The 23,057-nt window shown below is 62.9% G+C and carries 17 protein-coding genes; 10 read left to right on the forward strand and 7 right to left on the reverse strand.

All coding sequences use genetic code 11. The features are described from left to right. Nucleotides 1-69 precede the first annotated feature (69 nt). The 3 genes from FZF13_RS15900 to FZF13_RS15910 all read right to left on the reverse strand — a co-directional run bounded on the left by FZF13_RS15900 (nt 70) and on the right by FZF13_RS15910 (nt 4,921). Nucleotides 70-714, reverse strand: coding sequence for a LuxR C-terminal-related transcriptional regulator (locus tag FZF13_RS15900; protein WP_024925704.1), 645 nt, complete (start codon nt 712-714; stop codon nt 70-72). 85 nt (nt 715-799) lie between these two features. Further along, the gene (gene glyA / locus FZF13_RS15905) at nt 800-2,104 is read right to left on the reverse strand and encodes a serine hydroxymethyltransferase (protein WP_024925703.1); all 1,305 of its coding nucleotides are present in this window, start codon (nt 2,102-2,104) and stop codon (nt 800-802) included. 39 nt (nt 2,105-2,143) lie between these two features. Continuing rightward, on the reverse strand, nt 2,144-4,921 hold the full coding sequence (locus FZF13_RS15910; RefSeq protein ID WP_245317408.1) for a phosphoenolpyruvate carboxylase: 2,778 nt from the start codon (nt 4,919-4,921) through the stop codon (nt 2,144-2,146). Nucleotides 4,922-5,254: 333 nt separating this feature from the next. On the opposite strand from FZF13_RS15910, the gene FZF13_RS15915 reads away from it, so the two are divergent. From FZF13_RS15915 to FZF13_RS15955, 9 genes are all read left to right on the forward strand, one after another. Next, nucleotides 5,255-6,964, forward strand: coding sequence for a trimethylamine N-oxide permease (locus tag FZF13_RS15915; RefSeq protein ID WP_024925701.1), 1,710 nt, complete (start codon nt 5,255-5,257; stop codon nt 6,962-6,964). Nucleotides 6,965-7,065: 101 nt separating this feature from the next. Beyond that, nucleotides 7,066-8,781, forward strand: a complete 1,716-nt coding sequence (locus FZF13_RS15920; protein ID WP_024925700.1) for a trimethylamine N-oxide permease — start codon at nt 7,066-7,068, stop codon at nt 8,779-8,781. Nucleotides 8,782-9,059: 278 nt separating this feature from the next. Next, nucleotides 9,060-10,328, forward strand: a complete 1,269-nt coding sequence (locus FZF13_RS15925; protein WP_024925699.1) for an ABC transporter substrate-binding protein — start codon at nt 9,060-9,062, stop codon at nt 10,326-10,328. Nucleotides 10,329-10,400: 72 nt separating this feature from the next. Next, nucleotides 10,401-11,255 (forward strand): sugar phosphate isomerase/epimerase family protein, encoded by an 855-nt coding sequence (locus tag FZF13_RS15930; RefSeq protein ID WP_024925698.1) that lies wholly within the window; start codon nt 10,401-10,403, stop codon nt 11,253-11,255. Then, nucleotides 11,252-12,043, forward strand: a complete 792-nt coding sequence (locus FZF13_RS15935) for a 6-phosphogluconolactonase (protein ID WP_024925697.1) — start codon at nt 11,252-11,254, stop codon at nt 12,041-12,043. The genes FZF13_RS15930 and FZF13_RS15935 overlap by 4 nt, the downstream gene beginning before the upstream one ends. Beyond that, a complete protein-coding gene (locus FZF13_RS15940) occupies nt 12,043-12,951 on the forward strand; it encodes an ROK family protein (protein ID WP_024925696.1) in 909 nt (302 codons plus the stop codon). Before FZF13_RS15935 ends, FZF13_RS15940 begins: the two co-directional genes overlap by 1 nt. A 4-nt stretch (nt 12,952-12,955) precedes the next feature. Further along, nucleotides 12,956-14,050, forward strand: coding sequence for an ABC transporter ATP-binding protein (locus FZF13_RS15945; RefSeq protein WP_024925695.1), 1,095 nt, complete (start codon nt 12,956-12,958; stop codon nt 14,048-14,050). Continuing rightward, nucleotides 14,047-14,949 carry a carbohydrate ABC transporter permease gene (locus FZF13_RS15950; RefSeq protein WP_024925694.1) on the forward strand — a complete coding sequence of 301 codons (903 nt, stop codon included), beginning with the start codon at nt 14,047-14,049 and terminating at the stop codon, nt 14,947-14,949. Before FZF13_RS15945 ends, FZF13_RS15950 begins: the two co-directional genes overlap by 4 nt. 2 nt (nt 14,950-14,951) lie before the next feature. Continuing rightward, nucleotides 14,952-15,827, forward strand: a complete 876-nt coding sequence (locus FZF13_RS15955; protein ID WP_024925693.1) for a carbohydrate ABC transporter permease — start codon at nt 14,952-14,954, stop codon at nt 15,825-15,827. Between the two features lie 18 nt (nt 15,828-15,845). On the opposite strand, the gene FZF13_RS15960 is transcribed toward FZF13_RS15955, so the two are convergent. Next, nucleotides 15,846-17,069, reverse strand: a complete 1,224-nt coding sequence (locus FZF13_RS15960) for an ROK family transcriptional regulator (RefSeq protein ID WP_024925692.1) — start codon at nt 17,067-17,069, stop codon at nt 15,846-15,848. A gap of 93 nt (nt 17,070-17,162) precedes the next feature. Here FZF13_RS15960 and FZF13_RS15965 point away from each other — a divergent pair, with 93 nt between their 5' ends. Beyond that, nucleotides 17,163-18,230, forward strand: a complete 1,068-nt coding sequence (locus FZF13_RS15965; protein ID WP_024925691.1) for a Gfo/Idh/MocA family protein — start codon at nt 17,163-17,165, stop codon at nt 18,228-18,230. Nucleotides 18,231-18,297: 67 nt separating this feature from the next. Here the strand turns inward: FZF13_RS15965 and FZF13_RS15970 are convergent, their stop codons facing one another. Genes FZF13_RS15970 through FZF13_RS15980 form a run of 3 tightly spaced genes read right to left on the reverse strand, consistent with a single transcriptional unit; the run spans nt 18,298 to nt 22,882 of the window. Further along, complete coding sequence (locus tag FZF13_RS15970) at nt 18,298-19,464, reverse strand: efflux RND transporter periplasmic adaptor subunit (protein ID WP_024925690.1); 1,167 nt, start codon at nt 19,462-19,464, stop codon at nt 18,298-18,300. Between the two features lie 11 nt (nt 19,465-19,475). After that, nucleotides 19,476-22,658 carry an efflux RND transporter permease subunit gene (locus FZF13_RS15975; RefSeq protein ID WP_024925689.1) on the reverse strand — a complete coding sequence of 1,061 codons (3,183 nt, stop codon included), beginning with the start codon at nt 22,656-22,658 and terminating at the stop codon, nt 19,476-19,478. A gap of 2 nt (nt 22,659-22,660) precedes the next feature. After that, on the reverse strand, nt 22,661-22,882 hold the full coding sequence (locus FZF13_RS15980; protein WP_024925688.1) for a hypothetical protein: 222 nt from the start codon (nt 22,880-22,882) through the stop codon (nt 22,661-22,663). Between the last annotated feature and the right edge of the window lie 175 nt (nt 22,883-23,057).

Here is a 23,057-nt window from a genome sequence, read left to right on the forward strand (position 1 = left end):
TCGCCATTGCACTGCGAAGGGTGGCGCTTACAGTTCAGTCGGAGGGGGCGTGAAGCGGCGCCGGGGCTGCTACGAGCCGATATGGGTGCCGCGATTCCTTTCGCTGGCGAACAATGCGACAGCCATGGCGCGATTGCGGACATCCAGCTTGTCGTAAAGGTTCTTCAGGTGATATTTCACCGTGTTTTCCGAAATTCCGGTGCGCGTGGCGATCTGCAAATTGGTCCAGCCGTCGGCCAGAACAGCCAGCAGTTCGCGTTCCCGTGGGGTCAGCCGCGACAATGGCGTGTCGTTGATGCGCGAGACGTCAACATAGGGGATGCAGATGCGGCCATGGGCGACCGCGATCAGCGTATCGAACAGGATTGCCGGGTCGTCGAACTGGTAGCAGAAGCCTTGCACGCCAAGGCGCACGCATTGCTTGAGGATGGCGATGTCGTGGTCATTGGAAAAGATGACGACGCGGGCGTGCAGGTTGCGTTTTTGCAGTTCCGCCAGAACGCCGCTGCCGTCCATGTCCGATAGTTTCCAGCCGAGAACGGCGAGGTCGAAACCTGGTTCTCCACCAGAGACCGCTGCGAGAAACGCCTCGCCACCCTGCACGGCGCCGACGAGATCGAAGCGGTCATCACGCCGGATCATGTCGCCCAGCGCCGCAACGACGAGCGGGTTGCGTTCCGCGATCAGGACCCTGAACTTCTTCTCTTCCGTCATGGGCGTGACATCGGTCTCCCAACCCGGATGCTGAACTTTCCATACAGCGGTCATCGGCTTCACGTGGGCTCCAGCGCGACCTAAATTAGTCGTAGATCGGGAATCGCCGCACCAGGGCTTCAACTTCCTCGCGCACTTCCGCTTCGATTTTGCCGTTGGCGTCCTCGCCATTGGCGGCCAGTCCGTCGATCACCCGCATGGTCAGTTGTCCAACCTGCCGGAATTCATCCGCACGGAAACCGCGCGTGGTGCAGGCCGGCGTGCCCAGCCGGACGCCGGAAGTCACGGCGGGTCCCTGCGGGTCGAACGGAATGCCGTTTTTATTGCAGGTGATATGCGCGCGCCCGAGTGCCGCTTCCACGGCCTTGCCGGTCAGGTTCTTGCGTCTCAGGTCCACCAGCATCAGATGCGTATCGGTACCGCCCGACACGATATCGACACCACCCGATGCCAGGGTTTGCGCAAGCGCCTTGGCATTGTCGACGACATTGGCGGCGTAGGTCTTGAACTCCGGTGCCAGCGCCTCGCCAAAGGCCACCGCCTTGGCGGCGATGACATGCATCAGCGGTCCGCCCTGCAGGCCGGGGAACACCGCCGAATTGACCTTCTTGGAGATCTCCTCGTCGTTGGTGAGCACCATGCCGCCGCGCGGGCCGCGCAAGGTTTTGTGGGTGGTGGTGGTCACGACATGCGCGTGGTCGAGCGGGTTCGGGTGGACGCCGCCGGCGACCAGACCGGCGAAATGCGCCATGTCGACGAACAGCTTGGCGCCGACCTCGTCGGCGATCTCGCGGAATGCCTTGAAGTCGATGAAGCGCGGATAGGCCGAGCCACCGGCCAGAAGCACCTTCGGCCGATGCTGGCGGGCAAGGTCGCGCACCTCGTCGAGGTCGATGCGCTGGTCCTGCGGACGCACGCCATAAGAAACGACCTTGAACCACTTGCCGGACTGATTGACAGGCGAGCCGTGGGTCAGGTGACCACCGGCGGCGAGGTTCAATCCCATGAAGGTATCGCCCGGCTGCATCAGCGCCATGAACACCGACTGGTTGGCCTGGCTGCCGGAATGCGGTTGCACATTGGCGAAAGCGCAGCCGAACAGTTGCCGGGCCCGCTCGCGCGCCAGTTCCTCGACCTCGTCGACATATTGGCAACCGCCATAATAACGACGACCCGGATAGCCCTCGGCGTATTTGTTGGTCAGAACCGAACCCTGGGCCTCTAGCACCGCCTTCGAGACGATGTTCTCGGAAGCGATCAGCTCGATTTCGTCGCGCTGCCTGCCCAGTTCGCGCGCCATGGCTGCACTGACGGCCGGGTCGGTTGTGGCGACGCTAGCGCGAAAGAACTGGCCGAGATTGCCGAGGCCCGGTCGCTGGGGGATGTTCATGCGTCCAATCCTTTCCGGCGCTGGGCGCCTGTCCCGTCTCTACCCTGTCCAGCCGAGGCCGGAGGATATGCAATTGATCGAGAGCAGAAGTGCGTTGATCGGGCGCCGCGACGCCGAAGCGTTTGCGGCCTGATCGCGCACTTCTCGCAACAGTTTCACCTGGAGCGCGTGGATGCTGTCCATTTCCGGCCGCAAACGGTCGAAATTGCGCTTGAAAGCGGGGAAGCGTGTCGAAAAGTCGGTATTGCCGACGATCTCGCGAACCATACGGCTGGTGAGTTCGTATTCGGCTTCGATCTTTCCGAAGATGCGCCTGCCGGTCTCGCGCTCGACGACGAGCCCGGAATAGAGCCGGCCTACTTCGAGGTCGGCCTGGTAGAGCGTCTTGTCGACCTCATCGATGATCAGGCGAAAGAAGCGGGAGCGTTCGAACATCTGGCGAAGCAGGTCGCGGCCGGCCTCGCCACGAACGGCGATGAAGGAATTGATCGCGCTGCCGATGCCATACCAGCCCGTCAAAAGATGGCGGTTCTGGCTCCAGGCGAAGACCCAGGGAATGGCGCGCAGATCGCTGATGTCGCGGGCGCCGAAACGGCGTGCCGGCCGCGAGCCGATCTTGAGCAGCGACAATTCCTCGACCGGGCTCGCCTGGTTGAAATAGTCGATGAAGCCGGGCTCGTTGATGAGGCTGACATAAGAAGCCAGCGACATGCCGGTGAGCGCCTCCAGAGCCTCCTCGAATTCCGGAACGTCCTTCAGCTCGGCCTCGTTGGGCGATTTGACGCTGTGCGCGAAAACGCTGGCGGCGAGAATTTCGAGCTGGTGCAGGCCGGTGCCCCGGTTGGCGAATTTGGAGGAAACGACCTCGCCCTGTTCCGTGACGCGCATGGAACCGTCGATCGTGCCCGCCGGTTGCGCGGCGATTGCCCTGCCGGTCGGCGCGCCACCACGACTGACCGAGCCGCCGCGCCCGTGGAAGAAGGAGATGCGGATCTTGTTCTTCTTGCCGAGCTTCGTGAGCTGCTTCTGCGCCTTGCTCAGTTCCCAGTTGGCCGCCAGGAAACCGCCATCCTTGTTGGAGTCGGAATAGCCCAGCATGATTTCCTGGCGATTGCCGAAGTCGCGGATCGAGCGGCGAACGACGGAAATCCCAAGAAGCTGGTCGATGATCGCGGGTGCCGCGCGCAGGTCGGCGATCGTCTCGAACAGCGGCACGATCCGCAGGTTGATTGTGCCGCTGCCATCCGGGGCCGTAGCCAGACCGCAGAACTGCGCAAGCAGATAGACGGCGAGGATGTCGTCGACCGATTGCGTCATCGACAGGATGAACGCGCCGACCGCGCCGCTCTTGTCGGTGGAGGCCTCGCGGATCACGTCGAACAAAGCGAGCAACTCGCGTGTTTCTTCCGACAGGCGGGTGCGGTCGAGGCTAGGGTCGAGGCGCTCACCTCTGCGGATGGCGTCGCGGATGCGCCCGGACCAGCGCGGCGAAACCGCGGTGACCGGTTCGGCTTTTGGGTCGATGACGGTGAACAGTTCGGCAAGGGTCCGGTTCACCACCGTCGAATTCTGCCGGATGTCCAGAGCAACGGTGCGGAAGCCGAAACTCTCGATTTGTTGCAGCAGCGGCCGGACAAGGCGCTGTGCCATCACCTTGCCACCGATTTTCAAAAGCGTATCGGAAAGGCATTCCAGATCGGTCCGGAAGGCCTCTGCATTGGGGTAGGGAACGCCGTTGCCCTTGCCCAGCATCGCCTCCAAACGCCGCAGCATGGCGGCGGTGAATTGGCGCAGCGGCTCGTCGACATTGCGTTGGGCGATCGCCTCGGCGCATCCGCTTGCATGCAGAATGCCCGCCAGGGCGGGAGCGAAATCGTCCGGTATGTCGACGACATTGGCGCTGACGCTCAGCATGGTCGTCAACCGGCGGACCTGGCCAAGATACCACCTGATCGCCGCATTGCGGTTTTCGGCCAGCGCATAGGCGGTCGTTTGCGCGGTGACGTTCGGGTTTCCATCGCGGTCGCCGCCGATCCAGGACGCAAAGCGCATGAAGGACGGAACGGCAAGCGCGTAGTCCGGGAAGTGCCGCTTCAAGGCGCCCTCGACGAGGTCGTAGAGCTGCGGTGTGGTCTCGAACAGAACCTCCCGGAAGAAATGCAGGCCCCAGGCGATCTCCCGCTCGACGGACGGGCGCTCGAGCCTGAGTTCGCCGGTCATCCACAAGAGTTCGATCTCGCTCTTGAGATCGCAGACGAGCAGATCGTGCTCGCGCGGCGCCCAGCGCTGCTGCCCGATCTCCGTCAGTTTGCGATAGATGCGGCGATGGATTTGAAGGACCGTGACCCGCTTGGCTTCGGTCGGGTGCGCGGTCATGGTCGGGCCGACGCACAGACCGTCCAGAGCCTCCTGCACGGCTTCGGCGGAATAGCCCTCGGCAGCGATCTCGCCGACGACATTGGAAAAAGAGCCCACCACGTCGTCGGGATTTCCCGACTGTTCGGTTTCGCGGCGGGTGCGCATCGCCTGAAGTTCGTTGGAAATGGCGATCAGCTGAAACCAGATGCCTGTCGCCTGCAGTGCCGGGATGCGGAGTTCCCCGGGCAGCGTATCGAGCGACGCGCGACCCAGCAAAACTTCGGCGATCTCCGGTTCACGGGCCCTGACGACCGAAACGAGCAGCTCAAACAGCAACTCGCGCACGTCGTTGCGAGAGACGAGGGGCTTGCCATCCTCCACCGCTACGATGGGCACGTCTTTCCAGGACGTGCGGATTTGCGCTGATCCGAGAATGTCCGTTGCCTCCTCAACAAACACTGGCGATAAATTCCTATCATGAATGTTTTTTTCATAATAGTGCTTTGCAAGCATAAGCCATTCGCCGGCGTTGAAAACGCCTGGACGGGTAGAATCCTCGCCCGTTCGGGTAGTGCGGAGATTGGGCGAAAGAGCGAGATTTTGACGCCAAAGTCGCAATCCGGGGCCTAAAAACTAACATTTTGCCGGGTTCGCTAAAATCGCTTGACGGCGATAGGGATTCCGATGATCTTCACTTGTGGGAAACAAATAAGACTAAGCGGAAACCCGCTACGCATAACCCGCAATGTCGGGACGTCCGTGACGGGACAGTCAACAATGGGAAACCTAGCCATGAGTGCCATGGAAGATACCTACGTGGCGGAAGCCAGCGGGAACCTGCGTCGAACCATCGATTGGCGCGGCGCATTCTGGGTCGCCAGCGGCGTGCCGCCGCTGGTTCTGTTTTCGATCGGCGGCATCGCCGGCGTCGGCGGCAACATCGCCTTCGCGGTCTGGACGCTGTCCATCCTGATGGGCTTCATCCAGTCATTCACCTATGCCGAAATCGCCGGCCTGTTCCCGAATAAATCGGGCGGCGCGTCGGTTTATGGGGCAACCGCGTGGTTGCGTTATTCGAAGTTCATCGCGCCGCTGTCGGTGTGGTGCAACTGGTTCGCCTGGTCGCCGGTGCTGTCGCTCGGCTGTTCAATCGCCGCCGCCTATATCCTCAACGCGCTGGCGCCGATCCCGGGCTTCACCGAAACCTCACCGGAAGTGGTGGCCTATCTTGCCGCGCATGCCGGCACGAGCGCCGCAGATGCGGTGACGGCGGTGACCGCCGCAGCCACACCTGCGATCCGCAGCTGGACGCTCTACACCCATGCGCTCGGTCCGGTCTCGTTCTCGCTCAACGCGACGTTCTGGATCGGCGCGGTGCTGATGCTGATTACCTTCGCCGTGCAGCATCGTGGCATCCTCAGCACCGCAAACGTGCAGAAGGTCGTCGGTCTTCTCGTCATCGTGCCGCTGCTGATCGTCGGCATTGTGCCGATCCTGACCGGCCAGATCAACTGGGCGAACTACTCGCCGTTCGTTCCGCTTGCCGCCGCCTACGCCCCGGCGCCCGGTGCCTGGAACATAGCCGGCTGGACCCTGGTGCTTGGCGCCATGTTCATCGCGGCCTGGTCGACCTATGGGTTCGAGACGGCCGTCTGCTACACGCGCGAATTCAAGAACCCGGAGACGGACACGTTCAAGGCCATCTTCTATTCAGGCCTTCTGTGCGTGCTGCTCTACATCCTGGTTCCGTTCACCTTCCAGGGTGTGTTGGGCCTCAACGGCATGCTGGCCACGCCGATCGTCGACGGCTCAGGCGTCGCCGATGCGCTCGCCACGATGGTCGGTGGGGGCGGCATCGTCAAAACGCTGCTGATCATGCTGATGATCCTGGCGCTGCTGCTGGCGATCATGACGGCCATGGCCGGCTCCTCGCGCACGCTTTATCAGGGTTCGGTCGACGGCTGGCTGCCGAAATACCTCAGCCACGTCAACGATCACGGCGCGCCGACGCGGGCGATGTGGACCGACCTCGTCTTCAATCTGCTCCTGCTGGCGATCGCCGCCGCCGACGCCACCAGCTTCTTCTTCATCCTGGCCGTCGCCAATTGCGGCTACATCATCTTCAACTTCCTCAACCTCAATGCCGGCTGGATCCACCGCATCGACAATGGCCACATCAAGCGGCCGTGGCGGGCGCCGACCTGGCTGATCACGGCGGGTGCGGTGTTCGCCTTCGTCAACGCCGTGTTCATGGGCGCCGGTGCCAAGGTATGGAACCCGATGGCGCTCTGGGCGGGGCTGTTCACGGCGGCGCTGATCCTACCGGTGTTCTGCTTCCGCCACTACGTTCAGGACGGCGGCAAGTTCCCCGATCACATGCTGGACGATCTCGGCATGAGCGAAAGCAGCCTGCGCGAGCGCAAGGCGGGCGCATTGCCTTACGTGACGCTGATCGCAGGTCTGATCGTGGTGCTGATCGCCAACTGGTACTTCGTGCTCTGACCGAGGACTGACCACTGATCCCGCGCGGCCTCGATGGTCGCGCGGGGTTCTCCATAACAACCAGGGGAAGTGCTCCACGGAGCCGCAGGGGAAGCCGAGCCATGACGACGACAACTGACATTGCAGCCCATGCCGGAGATGGTCAGCTCCATCGTTCCATCGACTGGCGCGGGGCATTCTGGGTGGCCAGCGGCGTGCCGGCGCTGGTGCTGTTTTCCATCGGCGGTATCGCCGGAACGGTCGGCACACCCGCCTATCTGATCTGGACGGCCTCCATCATCCTCGGCCTGATCCAGTCTTTCACCTATGCCGAGATCGCCGGCCTGTTTCCGTCGAAATCGGGCGGCGCGTCTGTCTATGGAGCCACCGCCTGGCTGCGCTATTCGAAGTTCATCGCGCCGCTGTCGGTGTGGTGCAACTGGCTGGCCTGGACACCCGTGCTGTCGCTCGGCTGCTCGATTGCCGCCGCCTACATCTTGAATGCCCTGGCGCCGATCCCCGCCTTCACGGAAACCTCTCCGCAGGTTGCAACCTGGCTCGCCGATCCGGCCAATGTCGGCAAGACGGCGGCCGACGCCATCACGGTGCTGACAGGCGCGGCGACGCCGGCCATCCGCAACTGGTCGCTGTTCCATGGCACGCTGGGGCCGGTGAGCTTTTCGCTGAACGCCATCTTCTTCATCGGCGTCGTCCTGATGCTGATCACCTTCGCCATCCAGCATCGCGGCATTCTCGGCACGGCCAGCGTGCAGAAATACATCGGGCTGCTGGTCATCATTCCGATGCTGATCGTCGGCGTCGTGCCGATCATCACCGGCCAGATCAACTGGGCGAACTATTCGCCGCTCGTGCCGCTGGCTGCTGCCTACGCCCCGGCGCCTGGCGCCTGGAACGTCGCGGGATGGACCCTCGTGCTCGGCGGCATGTTCATTGCCGCTTGGTCGGCCTACGCTTTCGAAACCGCGATCTGCTACACTAGCGAATTCAAGAATCCGGGCCGCGACACGGTGCGGGCGATCTTCTATTCGGGCCTTCTTTGCCTGGCGCTCTACACGCTGGTGCCGTTCACCTTCCAGGGTGTGCTCGGGCTCAACGGCATGCTGGCCACGCCGATTGTCGATGGCTCCGGCGTCGCCGACGCCATGGCCAGGATGGTTGGCGGTTCGGGCTTCATCACCTCGATCATGGTGATGCTGATGATCCTCGCCCTGATGCTGTCGATCATGACGGCAATGGCCGGGTCGTCGCGCACCCTCTATCAGGGTTCGGTCGATGGCTGGCTGCCCCGCTACCTCAATCACGCCAACGAGCATGGCGCACCGACACGCGCGATGTGGACCGACCTGACCTTCAACGTTTTCCTGCTCGCGGTTGCGGCGGCCGATGCCACCAGCTTCTTCTTCGTGCTGGCCGTGTCGAACTGCGGCTACATCATCTTCAACTTCCTCAACCTCAATGCGGGCTGGATTCATCGCATCGACAACGGCCACATCAAGCGGCCGTGGAAAGCACCGACGATCCTGATCGCGGTCGGGGCCGTTCTTTCCTATGTCAACGCCATGTTCATGGGCGCCGGCGCCAAGGTGTGGAATCCCTGGGCGCTGTGGGCCGGCTTCATCGCGGCCGCGCTCATCATTCCGGTATTCTGCTTCCGCCACTATGTGCAGGACGGCGGCAGGTTCCCCGAACATATGCTCGACGACCTCGGCATCGCCCAAGAAGACCTGAAGGTGAGGAAGGCCGGCATCTTGCCCTATCTCACCCTGATCGCCGGTGCCGCCGTGGTGCTCGCCGCCAACTGGTTCTTCGTCATCTGAGCTTTCGGCTGGCGGCGGGCGGGACCCGTCGCCAGCCATCTCCGCTCGACATCTCCCCCATCGCTGAAATCGCCCAACGCGGACCGCTGCACGATATCTGGCGTCAGGGATCGGCCGTGCAACGTCGTGCATTCAAGACCGATTTCGGACGCGGTTCGATCATCCTGTGCCATAAATCCAGTGAGTGGATTTATGGCTTGATAAATCCACTCACTGGATTTACCTTGGCGGCCGCCGTGTGAGGACGGCGGTCAGTTTAGGGTTGGGAGGAGGATTTCATGAAGCATGTCTGGGGTGCCGCCGCATTGGCGGTTTCGCTGTTTGCCGCCGCGCCGTCATGGGCCGAGACGGTGTCGCTGTTCTGCTCGTCTTCGGGTGCCGAATATGAACTCTGCAAGAACGGTGCCGAGGCCTGGGCCAAGAAAACCGGCAACGAGGTCAAGATCAACAAGATGCCAGCCGCGTGGGACGAGGCGCTGCCGCTTTACCAGCAGCTTCTCTCCGCCCAATCGCAGGATGCCGACGTGCTTCTGCTCGACGTCGTCTGGATCGGCCTGCTGCAGAACCATCTGCTCGATCTTTCCGCCGTGCTGCCGAAGGAAGACATCGCCGCCAATTTCCCGTCGACGGTCGCCGCCGGCACGGTCAACGGCAAGTTCGTGGCCCAGCCCTGGTACACCGACACCGGCCTGATGTTCTATCGCAGGGACCTTCTGGAAAAATACAAGAAGCCGGTGCCGAAGACCTGGGCGGAATTCACGGAAACGGCCAAGGCCGTTCAGGATGGCGAGCGCGCCGCCGGCAACAAGGACATGTGGGGTTTCGCCTGGCAGGGCAAGTCGTATGAAGGCCTGACCTGCGATGCCATCGAATGGGTGAGCAGCTTCGACGGCGGCACCATCGTCGACGACAAGGGCAACATCACCATCGACAATGCTGGTGCCGCCGCGGCGCTCAAGCAGGCGCATGGCTGGGTCAACACGATCAGCCCGCAGGGCGTGCTGAACTACGATGAAGAGTCCTCGCGCAGCGTCTTCGAGGCTGGAAATGCCGTCTTCCTGCGCAACTGGGCTTATGTGTGGGGTACCTCGCAGGGCAAGGATCAGCCGCTGGTCGGCAAGGTCGGTGTCGCCGCGTTGCCGGTCGGCAAGGATGGCGCCAAGTCCAGCGGCTGCATGGGCACCGCCCATCTCGGCATCTCCAAATACACCAAGCACAAGGATGCCGCCGTCAGCCTGTTGAGCTTCATGGCCGGTAAGGACGAGCAGAAGCGCCGCGCCATCGAGGGAGCGTACAATCCGACGATCGCCTCGCTCTACGACGATGCCGATGTGCTGAAGGCTTTGCCTTTCCTCAAGGATGCGCAGACGGCTTTCGCCGACAGCGTCGCACGCCCCTCGGCGGTGACCGGCTCCGGCTACAATCGTGTCTCGCAGGCCTTCTACAAGGCCGTGCACGGCGTTCTGGCCGGAGAGGAGCAGCCGGAAGCGGCGCTGAAGGCGCTGGCGGCCGATCTCGAGACCATCAAGAAGCGCGGCAAGTGGTAACACGAACCGTGTGACGGCCGGCGCGCTCCTCCCTGCGCGCCGGCAATCCTTTTCAAACAGCAAGAGATCAGCATGCAAATCGGCAATGCGCCCTGTTCCTGGGGCGTCTTTTATCCCACTGGCAACAGCATCAACGCTGAGGGCTACCTCGATGCGGTGGCGCGCGCGGGCTATCGCGTCACGGAACTGGGGCCGCTCGGCTTCCTGCCAACCGACACTGGACAACTCGCCGACGCGCTTGCCGCACGTGACCTGACGCTGGCCGGTGCTGCCCATGTGCATGTCCTGGCCGAACCGGGATCATGGCCCGTGCTGAAGACGGCACTCGACAGCCTCGGCCCTATACTCGCCAAGCTGAATGCACCCAACCTGATCCTGATGGACGAAAGCGAATGGTATCCGGCCGACAGGCCGGGCGTCGTCGATGAAACAGGCTGGAAGACCATGATCGCCCATGTGCGTGATGCCCAGCATCATGTCGCCGAGACCTATGGTGTCAAGCTGACCTTCCATCCGCATGTCGGCACTTGCGTGGAGCGGGAAGCGCAGATCGATCGCCTGCTTGACGAAACGGATGTCGATTTGTGTTTCGACACCGGCCACCACGCCTTCTGGGATCAGGACCCCATCGCTTATATGCGCAAGGTCTGGGACCGGATCGGCTTCATGCATCTGAAGAATGTCGACGCCAAGGTCCGCGCGCGCGTGCTGGCGGGTGAGTTGGGGCCGAACGAGTCCTTCGCAGCCGGCGTGATGTGCCCGCTGCCGGACGGCGTTGTCGACATCCCCGCGGTGATCGCGCTGCTCAAGGAGAAGGGCTACTCGGGCCCGTGCATCGTCGAACAGGATCCGAGCGAGGATGCCGCTGAGACACCCGAGGCGCTTGCCGCCCGCAATCGTATCTATCTGGAAGGGCTGCTGGCATGAGCGCGATCAAACCACAGGTCTTCGACAATGCCGAAACGCTCGGTGACGCATTCGCCGCTCGGCTGCTTGGCATGATCGCGGACGCGGCTTCGGCCGGTCGAGATTTTCTCCTCGGCTGTCCCGGCGGACGTTCGCCACGCCCGGCCTATCAGGCGATGGGACATATGCTTGCCGCCGCGCCGCAGGACATCAGCCACGTCACCATCGTCATGATGGACGACTATCTGGTGGAGACGTCGGCAGGCCTGGACCATGTTTCGGTCGACAGCCATTTCTCCTGCCGGCGTTTTGCTTATGAAGAGATCGTCGGCGTCTTGAACGCCGCTCTGCCGGAGAATTTTCGCATTCCGGCCGAACAGATCTGGTTCCCCGACCCGAAAGATCCCGCGGCCTACGATGCCCGGATCGAGGCGGCGGGCGGCATCGATCTGTTCATCCTGGCATCGGGCGCGAGCGACGGCCATGTCGCCTTCAATCCTCGCGGCAGCGGACGGTGGAGCCGCACGCGCGTGGTGCCGCTGGCTGAGGAAACGCGCCGCGACAACATGAAGACTTTTCCGGACTTTCGGTCGCTCGACGAAGTGCCGGGCTTTGGCGTCACCGTCGGCATCGATACGATTGCAAGGCTGTCCAAGGCTGCGGTGATGATCGTCTGGGGCGATGGCAAACGCCTGGCCTTTGACCGGCTGACGTCGGTGCCCGACTACGATCCCGACTGGCCGGCGAGCGTGGTGGCTGCCTGCCGCGCCGGCGAGATCCTGGCTGACAGGGCGGCGGCCCAAGACTGATGCGCGCAGCCATTGGCATTGACATAGGCGGCACCAAGATCGCCGGCGGCCTGGTCGATCTAACCGTTGGCACTCTGGTCGACCAGGCCGAACTGCCCACGCCTCACGGGCAGGGGGCCGATGCGATCCTTGCGGTCGCGGCCGATATTGCGGAGCGCATGCAACGCAGCGCCGAGGCGAAAGGCATCGCTTCGGCCGGCATTGGCATCGGCCTGCCGGAATTGGTCGGCCTCGACGGTGTTCCGGCCAGCAGCTGGATCGCGGACTGGAGCCAAAGCGACATCGCCAGAGCCTTTGCCGGCCACGGTCCCGTTGCCGTCGACAGCGACGTACGTGTCGCAACGCTCGCCGAACTGCACTACGGCCACGGCAAGGCGTTGCCCAGCTTCGTCTTCGTCTCGGCGGGAACGGGTCTCAGCTTTGCAAGCTGCGTCGGCGGCATCGTCCAGCGCGGCGCCAATGGCTTTGCCATCCACTTCGCCTCAAGCGAACTGGTTGCGTTCGACGGTGTTTCCGGCCGGCGTGCGGACTTCGTGCTGGAATCCTTCGCCTCCGGCCTCGGCATGGCGCGTGTCTACAAGGCACGCACGGGACGGACGGCAACGGCACGCGATATCGTCGAAGGCCGCGCTGGCTCGGAAGGCGCGCAATTGCTTGACGAGGCGACGACGGCGCTGGCCAGCTATCTTGGTCAGATGATCAACATGATCGACCCGCATGGCGTCGTCATCGGCGGCGGCCTCGGCACGGCGCAGCCTTATTTCGACAGGCTTCGGTCGAAGGTTCCGACCTATGTTTGGGCCGAAGCCTGCCGGGGGCTGCCCGTTCTGGCGAGCGCGCTCGGGTCTGCTGCCGGCGTGATCGGTGCCGCCGCGCTGCACGCGGACAAGAATTCAGCTGGGGAATGAAACGATGTCCACCATTAGCCTGAAATCCGTATCCAAGAGCTTCGGCTCGGTCGACATCATCCGCAATGTCGACCTTGAGATCGCGGATGGCGAATTCGTCGTGTTCGTCGGGCCCTCGGGCTGCGGCAAGTCAACGCTGCTGCGCCTGATTGCCGGGCTGGTGCCCGTGTCGGCGGGCGACATCGACATCGACGGCGAAGACATGACCGAAGTGCCTGCCTCCAAGCGCGGCATCGCCATCGTCTTCCAGTCCTACGCGCTCTATCCGCACATGACGATCGCCCGCAACATCGGCTTCGCGCTGGAGACCAGCGGCATCGGGCGGGAGGCGATCCGCACCAAGGTTGAACAGGTTGCCGCGACGCTGAAGATCGGCCATCTGCTCGACAGGTTGCCGCGCGAGCTTTCCGGCGGCCAGCGCCAGCGTGTCGCCATCGGCCGTGCCCTTGTGCGCCAGCCGAAGGTGTTTCTGTTCGACGAACCGCTATCCAATCTCGACACCGACCTGCGCTCGGAAATGAGGGTCGAGATCGCGCGGCTGCACGAAGACCTCAAGACCACCATGGTCTATGTGACGCATGATCAGGTCGAGGCGATGACCCTGGCCGACAGGATCGTCGTTCTGAACGAGGGACGCATCGAGCAGGTTGGCACGCCGCAGGAACTCTACCATCGTCCGGCCAACCGTTTCGTCGCCGGTTTTATCGGCTCGCCGCGCATGAACTTCCTGCCGGTGACGGCGGCAAAAGCGGATGACGGCTGGCGGCTGAGCGGCGCGGGCGGGCTGGACCTCGCGATCGGAGCAGGCGCCTCTTCTCCCGCTTCGGTCGGCATCAGGCCGGAAGCATTGGCCATCGCGGGCGCGCGGCAACCTGCGCGGATTTCGGGTGAATTGCTGCGCGCCGAGGATCTCGGCCACGAGCATCTCGCTTATGTGCGCGTCGCCGAAGATCTGGTCTGGACGGTGCGTCTCTCGAACCATCTGGCGCTCGCGCGTGGAGAAAAAGTCGGGCTGACCTGGTCGGACGATGCGCTTTTTGCTTTCGACGGCGACGGCCGGCGGCTGGTCACCTCTCTTGCCAGGCAGGCCGCGGCATGAGCACGCGTCGCGGAAACGCATTGCAACGCAAGGAAACGCGCGCGGCGTGGATGTTCCTGACGCCGGCTCTCGTCGCGCTGACCCTCGTTGCCTTCTGGCCGCTCGCCCGCACGCTGTATTTTTCCTTCACCAATGCGACCCTCGACGATCCCTCGGTCTACGATTTCATCGGTTGGCAGAATTTCGTCGACATCGCGATGGACGGTCAGTGGTGGCGGGCGGTTGCCAACACGGTGGTGTTCACGATCATTTCGGTGTCGCTCGAAACCCTTCTCGGGCTGGGCATCGCGCTGCTGCTCAACCAGGCGCTGCCGGGCAGAGGCGCCTTGCGCGCTGCCATCCTCATTCCCTGGTCCATTCCGGTCGTCGTGTCGGCCAAGATCTGGGAATGGATGCTGCACGACCAGTTCGGCATTCTCAACAATTTGCTGATCGGTCTCGGTTTCATCGACCACGGCATTGCATGGACGGCGACGCCGTCGCTGGTCATGGGCGTCATCATCTTCGTCGATGTGTGGATCACCACGCCGTTCATGGTGCTGCTGATCCTGGCCGGGCTTCAGGTGATCCCAGAGGAGGTGCGCGAGGCCGCACTTGTGGATGGCGTTCCGTGGTGGAAGCGCTTCTGGTCGATCACCCTGCCGCTGCTCAGGCCGGCGATCGGCGTGGCGGTGCTGTTTCGCGCGCTGGATGCCATGCGCATGTTCGACCTTGCCTACATCCTCGCCGGCAATGGCGAGCGCACGCAGACCATCTCGATCTATGCGCGCAACCAGCTGATCTCCTTCCAGGAGACAGGCCTGGGTTCGGCTGCTTCCACCTGGGTGTTCTTCGTGATCGCGCTGGTCGCGATCCTCATCATCGGGACGATGCGGCTCGACCGCGCGGCGGGGAAATGACCATGGCCAGCACAACAGCGACGGCGAGACGCCGATCTTCCACTCGCTACCGTTGGCAAAGACGGGCACGCTCGGCCGGCCTTGTTATGCTCAGCCTGCTTGTGCTCGCCTACACGCTGTTCCCCTATTATTGGGCGATCGTCTCGTCCTTCCGCTCCGGCTCGGAACTGTTTTCGACCAGCCTCGTGCCGAGCTTTGACCTGGCCCACTACAAGGCCCTGCTGGCCGACCCCGTCTTCACCGGCTCAATCATCAATTCGCTGATCGTCGCCGGTTCGACCACCGTGATCTCGCTGGCGCTCGCAGTCGCCGCCGCCTATGCGCTCGGCCGGCTGAATTTCAGCGGCAGGCAGGCCATGCTGATGGCGATCCTGGTGGTCTCGATCTTCCCGCAGATCGCGGTGATGTCGGGCATGTTCGAACTGGTGCGCTGGCTCGGCCTCTACAATCGCGTTGGCGCGCTGATCCTTGCCTATCTGATCTTCACAGTGCCGTTCACGGTGTGGGTGCTGACCTCCTTCATGCGCGAATTTCCGCGCGAGCTGGAGGAGGCGGCGATCATGGACGGTTGTTCGCATTGGCGCATCCTGACCAGGATCCTTTTGCCACTGATGGGGCCGGCGCTGGCAAGCACCGGTCTGCTCGCCTTCATCCTGGCGTGGAACGAATTCCTGTTCGCGCTCACCTTCATCCTCAGCGACGAGAACCGTACCGTGCCGGTGGCGATCGGCCTGATCTCCGGCAACAGTCGCTACGAATACCCGTTCGGGCCGGTGATGGCGGCATCGATCATTGTCACGCTGCCGTTGCTGGTTCTGGTGCTGATCTTCCAGCGGCGGATTGTCAGCGGGCTGACCGCCGGTGCCATCAAGGGCTGACGGCCCATGCGGCCGGTCTCAATCCAGCCCGTAGAAGACGTCGACGATCTCACCGGCGATGTTCCATTTCGCCGAAGGCTGCGCTTCCAGGGTTGCCAGCAGGGGCATCGTCGCGGCGCCGAGCGCGATCATGTTGCGGTCGAGCAGGCCTTTCTGCAGGCGCGGCTCGGCGCGGTCGTCGCGCAGCGCGATCGTATGCGGCAGGGGTTCCAACCGTGTCAGCAGCCGGTCGAGCAGCCATTCGGGCAGATCGCTGCCGAGGATGATCGTTTCCGGGTCCAGCATGTTCTCGAGTGTGCCGACCAGCCAGTTGAGATGCGGCGCCACATCGGCCAGCCAGGCTTCCGCCCTGTCGGGATGGGCTCTGATGAGGCTGGCAAAACCATCTTCCGCGTCGCGCGCGCTGCCGCTGGCGCCGATCATGTCCAAAAGATGCTCCACGGACACGATCCGCTCCAGATAGACGCTCTCCCCATGATGCTGAATGAGGATGCGGCCGATCTCGCCGGCGTTCGACCAGCCGCCACGAAACAGCGCACCGTCATGCACCAATCCGGCGCCGAGGCCGTGCCCGAGCAGCAGATAACAGAAGTTGCGAACCGCACGGCCCTGCCCGAAGGTCAGTTCCGCCAGTGCGCCGGCATTGGCGTCGTTCTCGATGATGACGGCCATGCCCGTCTGCTCGGCCAGGCGGCGGTCGATTTCGTAACCGTGGAGTTCGCTCCAGAACGAACCTTCGAGATGGGGAGCGTCGAGGGTCAAGGCATCGCGCAGGCGCGGCGAAGCGATGCCGATGCCCCAGACGCGATCGGCCGGGACCGAAGCCGAAGCGACAAGATCATCGATCACGGCGGCAAGGGCGGTATGGACACCTTCGACCGTGCGCGCGCCGAGCGGCCGGCGCAGACCGACACACTCGACGAAGTTGAAGTCGACAAGGCTCGCCCGCACCAGGTCGCGATCGATGTGCAGGCCGATGCCGTAGCCGCGTTCGGCGGCGATGCGGTAGTTGGTCGGCGGCTGACCCTTGCCGCCATAGACCTTGCCGGTGCGTTCGATGAGCCCGGCCCGTTCGAGATCGTCGATGATGTTGGACAGCGATTGCGGACTCAACCGGGTCAGGCGAGCGAGATCGGCTCGGCTCTGCGCGGGCTCGCGGCGCAGAAGATCGAGCACCGTCTGGCGGTTCAGGCGTTTGGTGAACTCGTTGTTCTTGCCGAGACCGGCTTTTCTGACTTTCACGCGATCACCTAAATCCACTCAGTTGAATAAATCGACGATCCGTGTCATCTACCACAGGAATTCCTTGTAGTCCTTAGCATTTTGGAGACCACCATGGACATCCGCGTCGGCCTGATCGGCCTTGGCGAAGTCGCCCAGCTCATGCACCTGCCGCTCCTGGCCGACGACAGCCGCTATCGCATCGAAGCGGTGATGGACGTCGCGCCGTCCCTGGTCGATCATATCGCCGAACGCTACGGCGTCCCGCGTCGCTACCAGCGCGCCGAAGACCTGTTGGCCGATGCCAATCTGGACGCCGTTTTCATCCTGACGCCGGACCATATCCATGGCCGCCTGCTTGGGCAGGCGATGGACGCCGACAAACATATCTTCATCGAAAAGCCGGTCTGTCTGACCGCGGACGAGCTGACACCGCTGCTGCCGCGCGCGGAAAGCTACAGGAAGACGATCTTCGTCGGCTACATGCGTCGCTTCTCGCGGCCATTCCTGGAATTGAAGAAGCGCATGCCGGCCGTCGACACGGTGCTGCACGCCCGCGTGCGCGACATCATCTGCGAAGGCCCGTTCTTCATCCGCCAGACGCGCAACGTATTCTATCCGAAGGACGTGCCGCAGCCGATCATCGACGAGGGGCGGGTGGAGACCGAACGGCTGCTGCGTTCGGTCATGGGTGCCGACGCGACCCGCGATCAGCTGCGTGCCTATCAGGTGCTGACAGGCCTTTCATCGCACTCCTTCTCGGCGATGCGCGAATTGCTGGGTGCGCCGAAGGGGGTGCATGCGGCGCGCCAGCATCGCGGGGAGTCGATCTCCGTGCTGTTCGACTACGGTCATTTCACAGCTGTCTACGAAGCGCTGATCCACAACGTGGCGCGCTTCGACGCCGGTATCGATATCCTGACTGACCGGCAGCAATTCCGCGTCAATTATGACACGCCCTATATCCGCAACCTGCCGTCGCGGCTGGAGATCATCGATTCCACGGATACTGAGACGCGGACTGAAACCTTCGGGCCGAGCTACGAAGATCCGTTCCGCATCGAGCTCGACGCTTTCCACGACTGCGTGGTCAACGGAGCTAAGGCCAAGACGACGTTGAAGGATTCAGTTGCCGACCTTGACCTGTTCACCAAGGTGGGCCGGGCCTTCATGGCCGCATAACAATGATATCGCCCAGCCGGCCAGTGGGATTCCCCGATGGCCGGCTGGGTCGGTCCGACGCCTGGTATCAGGACGCCGGGGCCGGGGCCGGGCTTGCCGTTTGGGGGTTTACCGGCATGCCCGGCCCGATCTTCTGAAGGTTGCCGCTGATGATCTTGTCGGTTTCGCTGATGCCCTTGGTGATGGCGACCAGCTCACCGTCTGTCTGGCCGAGCTCGACCAGCCGCATACCGACCTTGTTGCCCTCGTCGATCACGTAGACATATTTGCCAAGCTGGCTGGAGCCGAGCGCGACTTGCGGCACCAGAAGCGTGTTCGGCGTCTCGCCGACCAGAAGGCGGATGTTCACATACTGGCCGGGCAGCAACGAGCGGTCGTCATTGGCGATGGTGGCACGGGCGATGATGGTGCCAGTGGCGGCATCCACCTTGTTGTCGATGAAGGTCAGTTCACCCTTGCGGGATGCATTCTTGTCGCCGGGGACCGAGACCTCTGCCGCGATCGCGCCATTCGTCCTGGCTTTCTGGATCAGCACGAGGTCGCCTTCGCTCGGCGTAAATGTGACATAGACCGGACTGATCTGGACCAGCGTGTTGAGCGAAGTGCCGCCGACATTGACGAGGGTGCCGACCGTTGCCTGGTTGCGACCGAGGCGACCGTCGAAGGGGGCATGGATTTCGGTGTAGCCAAGATTGATCTGGGCGGCCTCGATCGCGGCCTTGTCGGCCGCGACTGACGCTTCGCCCTGCTGCATGGTGCTGCTGCGCAGATCCAAACCATCCTTGGACAGGAAACCTGTCTTAATCAGATCGTTGCCGCGCGTCAGGCTCGCCTTGGTGTATTCGAGCGAGGCCTGATTGCGCTGCGCCTGTGCCTTCACCTGATCGAGCGCCACCTGATAGTCGCGCGGGTCGATCTTGTAGAGCAGGTCACCCTTCTTGACGTCGGCGCCGTCGTTGGCCGCCTGTTCGAGGATGTAGCCGGAAACCTTCGCCTGCAGGGCGACGGTGCGGATCGCCTCCGTGCGCGCGGTGTAGTCGAGATAGACCGGGAGCGTCTTCTTGACCACGCTGGTAACGGGGACGGGCATGGCCTGATGCGCGGCCGCGGGCGCGGCAGCGTCGGCAGGCTTGGCGAGCAGGCCGGACAGGACGGCCGGTTCACCATTGAAGTGGACATAGGCTGCCGCCGCCGCGATCACGGCAACGGCTGTGGTGATTTTCCAGGGACGCATGGGAGACTCCATTATTCGGCTGCCTCGGCCTGCGCCGGCAGCGCGGGCTGCTGGTCGCCGTGAGGCTTGGTATTGGTATGTGCAGTTTCAGCGCCGGACCGCCGTTCCCGCCATTGTTCGATGATGGCGTAGAAGACCGGCACGAAGACGAGCGTCAGGATGGTTGCGGCGAGCATGCCGCCGAACACCGCCGTGCCGAGGGACTGACGGCTGGCGGCACCCGCGCCGGTGGCCAGCATCAGGGGCACGACGCCCAGGATGAAGGCAAAGGCGGTCATCAGGATCGGGCGAAGGCGCAGTCTGCCCGCTTCCATGGCGGCCTCGACGATGCTCATGCCCTGCTCGCGAAGGTGCTTGGCGAATTCGACGATCAGGATCGCGTTCTTGGCCGCCAAGCCGATCAGCATGACGAAGCCGATCTGCGAATAGACGTCCATCTGCATGCCGCGCAGCCAGATGGCGAGCAGCGCGCCGAACAGAGCGGTTGGCACCGACAAAATCACCATGAACGGCATCGACCAGCTCTCGTACTGCGCGGCCAGGATCAGGAACACGAAGACGATGGCGAGTGCGAAGACCAGAATGGCGACCGAGCCTGCCTTCAGCTCCTGGTAGGTGATGCCCGTCCATTCGAAGCCGAAGTCGTTCGGCAGCGCGGTCGCGGCCGCCCGCTGCATGGCCTGGATGGCCTGGCCGGATGAGAAGCCGGGAGCCGCATTGCCATTGATCGAGGCCGAGCCGTAGTTGTTGTAGTGCGAGACCGTTTCGGGGCCGACGACCGACTTCATCATGCCAAGCGTCGACAATGGCACCATCTGACCGGTGTTGTTTCGGACGTAGAGCTTGGTCAGGTCGGTTGCTTCCGCGCGTGCGGCCTTGTCCGCCTGCATGGTGACGCGGAAGGTGCGACCGAACATGTTGAAGTCGTTCACATAGAGTGACCCGAGATAGATCTGCAGGGTGTTGAAGACATCGGGCAGGGCAAGGCCGAGCAGCTTGGCCTTGTTGCGGTCGAGGTCGAAGTTGAACTGCGGCGTCGAGGTCGAGAAGGTCGTGAACAGCGTTTGCGGGTTGAGCTCGGGCTGCTTGCGGGCTTCCGCCAGCAAGGCTTGCGTGGCCTCGTTGACCGCGTTGGCGCCACGGCCGGCAAGATCCTCAACCTGGAACTCGAAGCCGCCAGTGGTGCCGAGACCCTGGATGGACGGCGGTTCGAAAGCCAGCACAAGTCCGTCAGGCATGCCGAACAACTGTGGACGTACCTTGTTGACGATGTCGGTGGCGCTCATCCCCGCGCCGCGTTCATCCCATGGCTTCAGGATCGCAAACAGCGCCGCCGAGTTCGACTGGTTGGCGAAAGTCAGGAAGTTGAAGCCTGCAACGGTGATGACGTACTCGACACCAGGCGTGGCGAGCAGCTTTTCGCGCACCTTCCTGGACACCTCGTCCGTTCGCTCGAGCGAGGCGCCGTCGGGTAACTGCACGATGTTGAAGAAATAGCCCTGGTCCTCGACCGGAAGGAAGGCCGTCGGGACGCGCGTCGAGATGAGATAGGTCGCGGCAATCAGCGCCACGAACACGCCCATCATCAGCCAGCGCAGCTTGATGAACCCGCGCACGGATGCCGAATAGGCATGCGAGAGCCAGGTGAAACCGCTGTTGAACCAGCGATAGAGAACGAAGTTGGACGGCGGGCGATGGCGCAGGAAGGCCGCCGACAGCGCCGGTGAAAGCGTCAGCGAGTTGAAGGCCGAGATGCCGACCGAGATCGCGACTGTCAGCGCGAACTGGTTGTAGAGCTCGCCGGTGACACCCGGAATGAAGGCGACCGGAATGAATACGGCCATCAGCACCGCCGTGGTGGCAATGATCGGGCCTGTGACTTCCTTCATCGCCAGCCGGGCAGCTTCCAAAGGCGGATGTCCGGCTTCGAGCTGTCGCTCGACGTTTTCGACCACCACGATGGCATCGTCGACCACAAGGCCGATGGCGAGCACCATGCCGAGCAGCGATAGCATGTTGAGCGAGAAGCCGAGCGCCAGCATCACCACCATAGTGGCGATCAAAGAGACCGGGATGGCGATGACGGGGATAAGGGTCGTGCGCCAGTTCTGCAGGAAGATGAAGACGACGGCCACGACCAGGATCAGCGCTTCCAGCAGGGTCTTGACCACGTCGTCCATGGCGGCCGACACGAACTTGGTCGTGTCGTAGAAGATCGTATACTGGATGCCTTTCGGGAAGCGCGCCGACAGCTCCTTCATCTTGGCTTCGATGTTCTTCTTCAGCTCAAGCGCGTTGGAGCCCGGCATCTGGAAGGTCGCGATGACGACGGTCGGTTTCTCGTTGGCATAGGTGGACGAGTTGTAGAGCAGCGAACCCAGCTCGATGCGGGCGACGTCGCGCAGGCGCACCAGCGAACCGGTCGCGGAATTGGCGCGCACGACGATGTTGCCGAACTCCTTGGGATCGGACAGGCGGCCGGTGGCGTTGACCTGCATCTCGAAGGCCGTTCCGGCCGGTGCCGGGGACTGGCCGATCTTGCCGGCCGCGACCTGCACGTTTTGCTCAGCAATGGCGCTCTGCACGTCGACGGCGGTGATGCCGAGATTGGCCAGCTTGTCGGGATCGAGCCAGACGCGCATCGAATAGCGGCGCTCGCCGAAGATTTGCACATCGCCGACACCGGGGACGCGCTTGAGCGGATCCGCCACCTGCAAATAAGCATAGTTGCTGAGCGCGACGGGATCGACCGAGCCGTCCGGCGAGGTCAGGTTCACGATCAGCACGAAGCTCGGGTTCTGCTTTTTGACGGTAACGCCGGCCTGGTTGACGATGGCCGGCAGGGAGGATGCCGCCTGCGAGACACGGTTCTGCACGTCCATCGCGGCAATATCGAGCGGATAGCCGACATCGAAGGTCACGGTGATGCGCGAGGAGCCGTCATTGGAACTTGCCGAAGACATGTAGGTCATGCCTTGGACGCCGTTGATCGACTGTTCGAGCGGCGTCGTCACCGTATCGGCGACAACCTGCGAACTGGCGCCCGGATAATTGGCGCTGACGACGACCTGCGGCGGCGCGATGTTGGGGAACTGCGCGACGGGCAAAAGATAATAGGCGATCAACCCGGCGAGCACCATGATGATGGCGATCGCCGAGGCGAAGATCGGACGCTGGATAAAGAAATTGACCATGTTCAAACGGCTTTTCGGAGATCGGGAACGGGATCCGCCGGGAGAAAGGCGGCGTCGATGCCAGGGAGCGGCGTATCTTGGTCGGCGGCGCGCAGGCGCGCTGCGGTGCGGACAAGCATCGCCTTGAGAGCGGCCGGATCGACATGATCAGCCTGCATCACGGCGAGGGTCATCGGGTCATTCAGCAGCTGATCAATGGTCAGGGCTCTGTAATGAAATGCCATCGTGTGCCTCCTGATCGATGTTGCGGCGACAGATTCCCGATGACGAAAGCCGCATTTTTCGGCCATCGCCCTGATCCATCACCTTGTCCGACTTGGCCTATGGTCGACCTTGACGGGGACATTAAGGAATGTTACCGCTCGGTAACAGCCAGATAGTTACTGACCGGTAACACTC

It is taken from the genome of Mesorhizobium terrae, from assembly GCF_008727715.1.
In the GTDB taxonomy this organism is placed as follows: domain Bacteria; phylum Pseudomonadota; class Alphaproteobacteria; order Rhizobiales; family Rhizobiaceae; genus Mesorhizobium; species Mesorhizobium terrae.

What these genes read in the sequence shown, in the direction of transcription:
- FZF13_RS15900 (WP_024925704.1), bottom strand. Translation starts at nt 714, where the DNA reads ATGACGGAAGAGAAGAAGTTCAGGGTCCTGATCGCGGAACGCAACCCG.
- glyA (WP_024925703.1), bottom strand. Translation starts at nt 2,104, where the DNA reads ATGAACATCCCCCAGCGACCGGGCCTCGGCAATCTCGGCCAGTTCTTT.
- FZF13_RS15915 (WP_024925701.1), top strand. Translation starts at nt 5,255, where the DNA reads ATGAGTGCCATGGAAGATACCTACGTGGCGGAAGCCAGCGGGAACCTG.
- FZF13_RS15920 (WP_024925700.1), top strand. Translation starts at nt 7,066, where the DNA reads ATGACGACGACAACTGACATTGCAGCCCATGCCGGAGATGGTCAGCTC.
- FZF13_RS15925 (WP_024925699.1), top strand. Translation starts at nt 9,060, where the DNA reads ATGAAGCATGTCTGGGGTGCCGCCGCATTGGCGGTTTCGCTGTTTGCC.
- FZF13_RS15930 (WP_024925698.1), top strand. Translation starts at nt 10,401, where the DNA reads ATGCAAATCGGCAATGCGCCCTGTTCCTGGGGCGTCTTTTATCCCACT.
- FZF13_RS15935 (WP_024925697.1), top strand. Translation starts at nt 11,252, where the DNA reads ATGAGCGCGATCAAACCACAGGTCTTCGACAATGCCGAAACGCTCGGT.
- FZF13_RS15940 (WP_024925696.1), top strand. Translation starts at nt 12,043, where the DNA reads ATGCGCGCAGCCATTGGCATTGACATAGGCGGCACCAAGATCGCCGGC.
- FZF13_RS15945 (WP_024925695.1), top strand. Translation starts at nt 12,956, where the DNA reads ATGTCCACCATTAGCCTGAAATCCGTATCCAAGAGCTTCGGCTCGGTC.
- FZF13_RS15950 (WP_024925694.1), top strand. Translation starts at nt 14,047, where the DNA reads ATGAGCACGCGTCGCGGAAACGCATTGCAACGCAAGGAAACGCGCGCG.
- FZF13_RS15955 (WP_024925693.1), top strand. Translation starts at nt 14,952, where the DNA reads ATGGCCAGCACAACAGCGACGGCGAGACGCCGATCTTCCACTCGCTAC.
- FZF13_RS15965 (WP_024925691.1), top strand. Translation starts at nt 17,163, where the DNA reads ATGGACATCCGCGTCGGCCTGATCGGCCTTGGCGAAGTCGCCCAGCTC.
- FZF13_RS15970 (WP_024925690.1), bottom strand. Translation starts at nt 19,464, where the DNA reads ATGCGTCCCTGGAAAATCACCACAGCCGTTGCCGTGATCGCGGCGGCG.
- FZF13_RS15975 (WP_024925689.1), bottom strand. Translation starts at nt 22,658, where the DNA reads ATGGTCAATTTCTTTATCCAGCGTCCGATCTTCGCCTCGGCGATCGCC.
- FZF13_RS15980 (WP_024925688.1), bottom strand. Translation starts at nt 22,882, where the DNA reads ATGGCATTTCATTACAGAGCCCTGACCATTGATCAGCTGCTGAATGAC.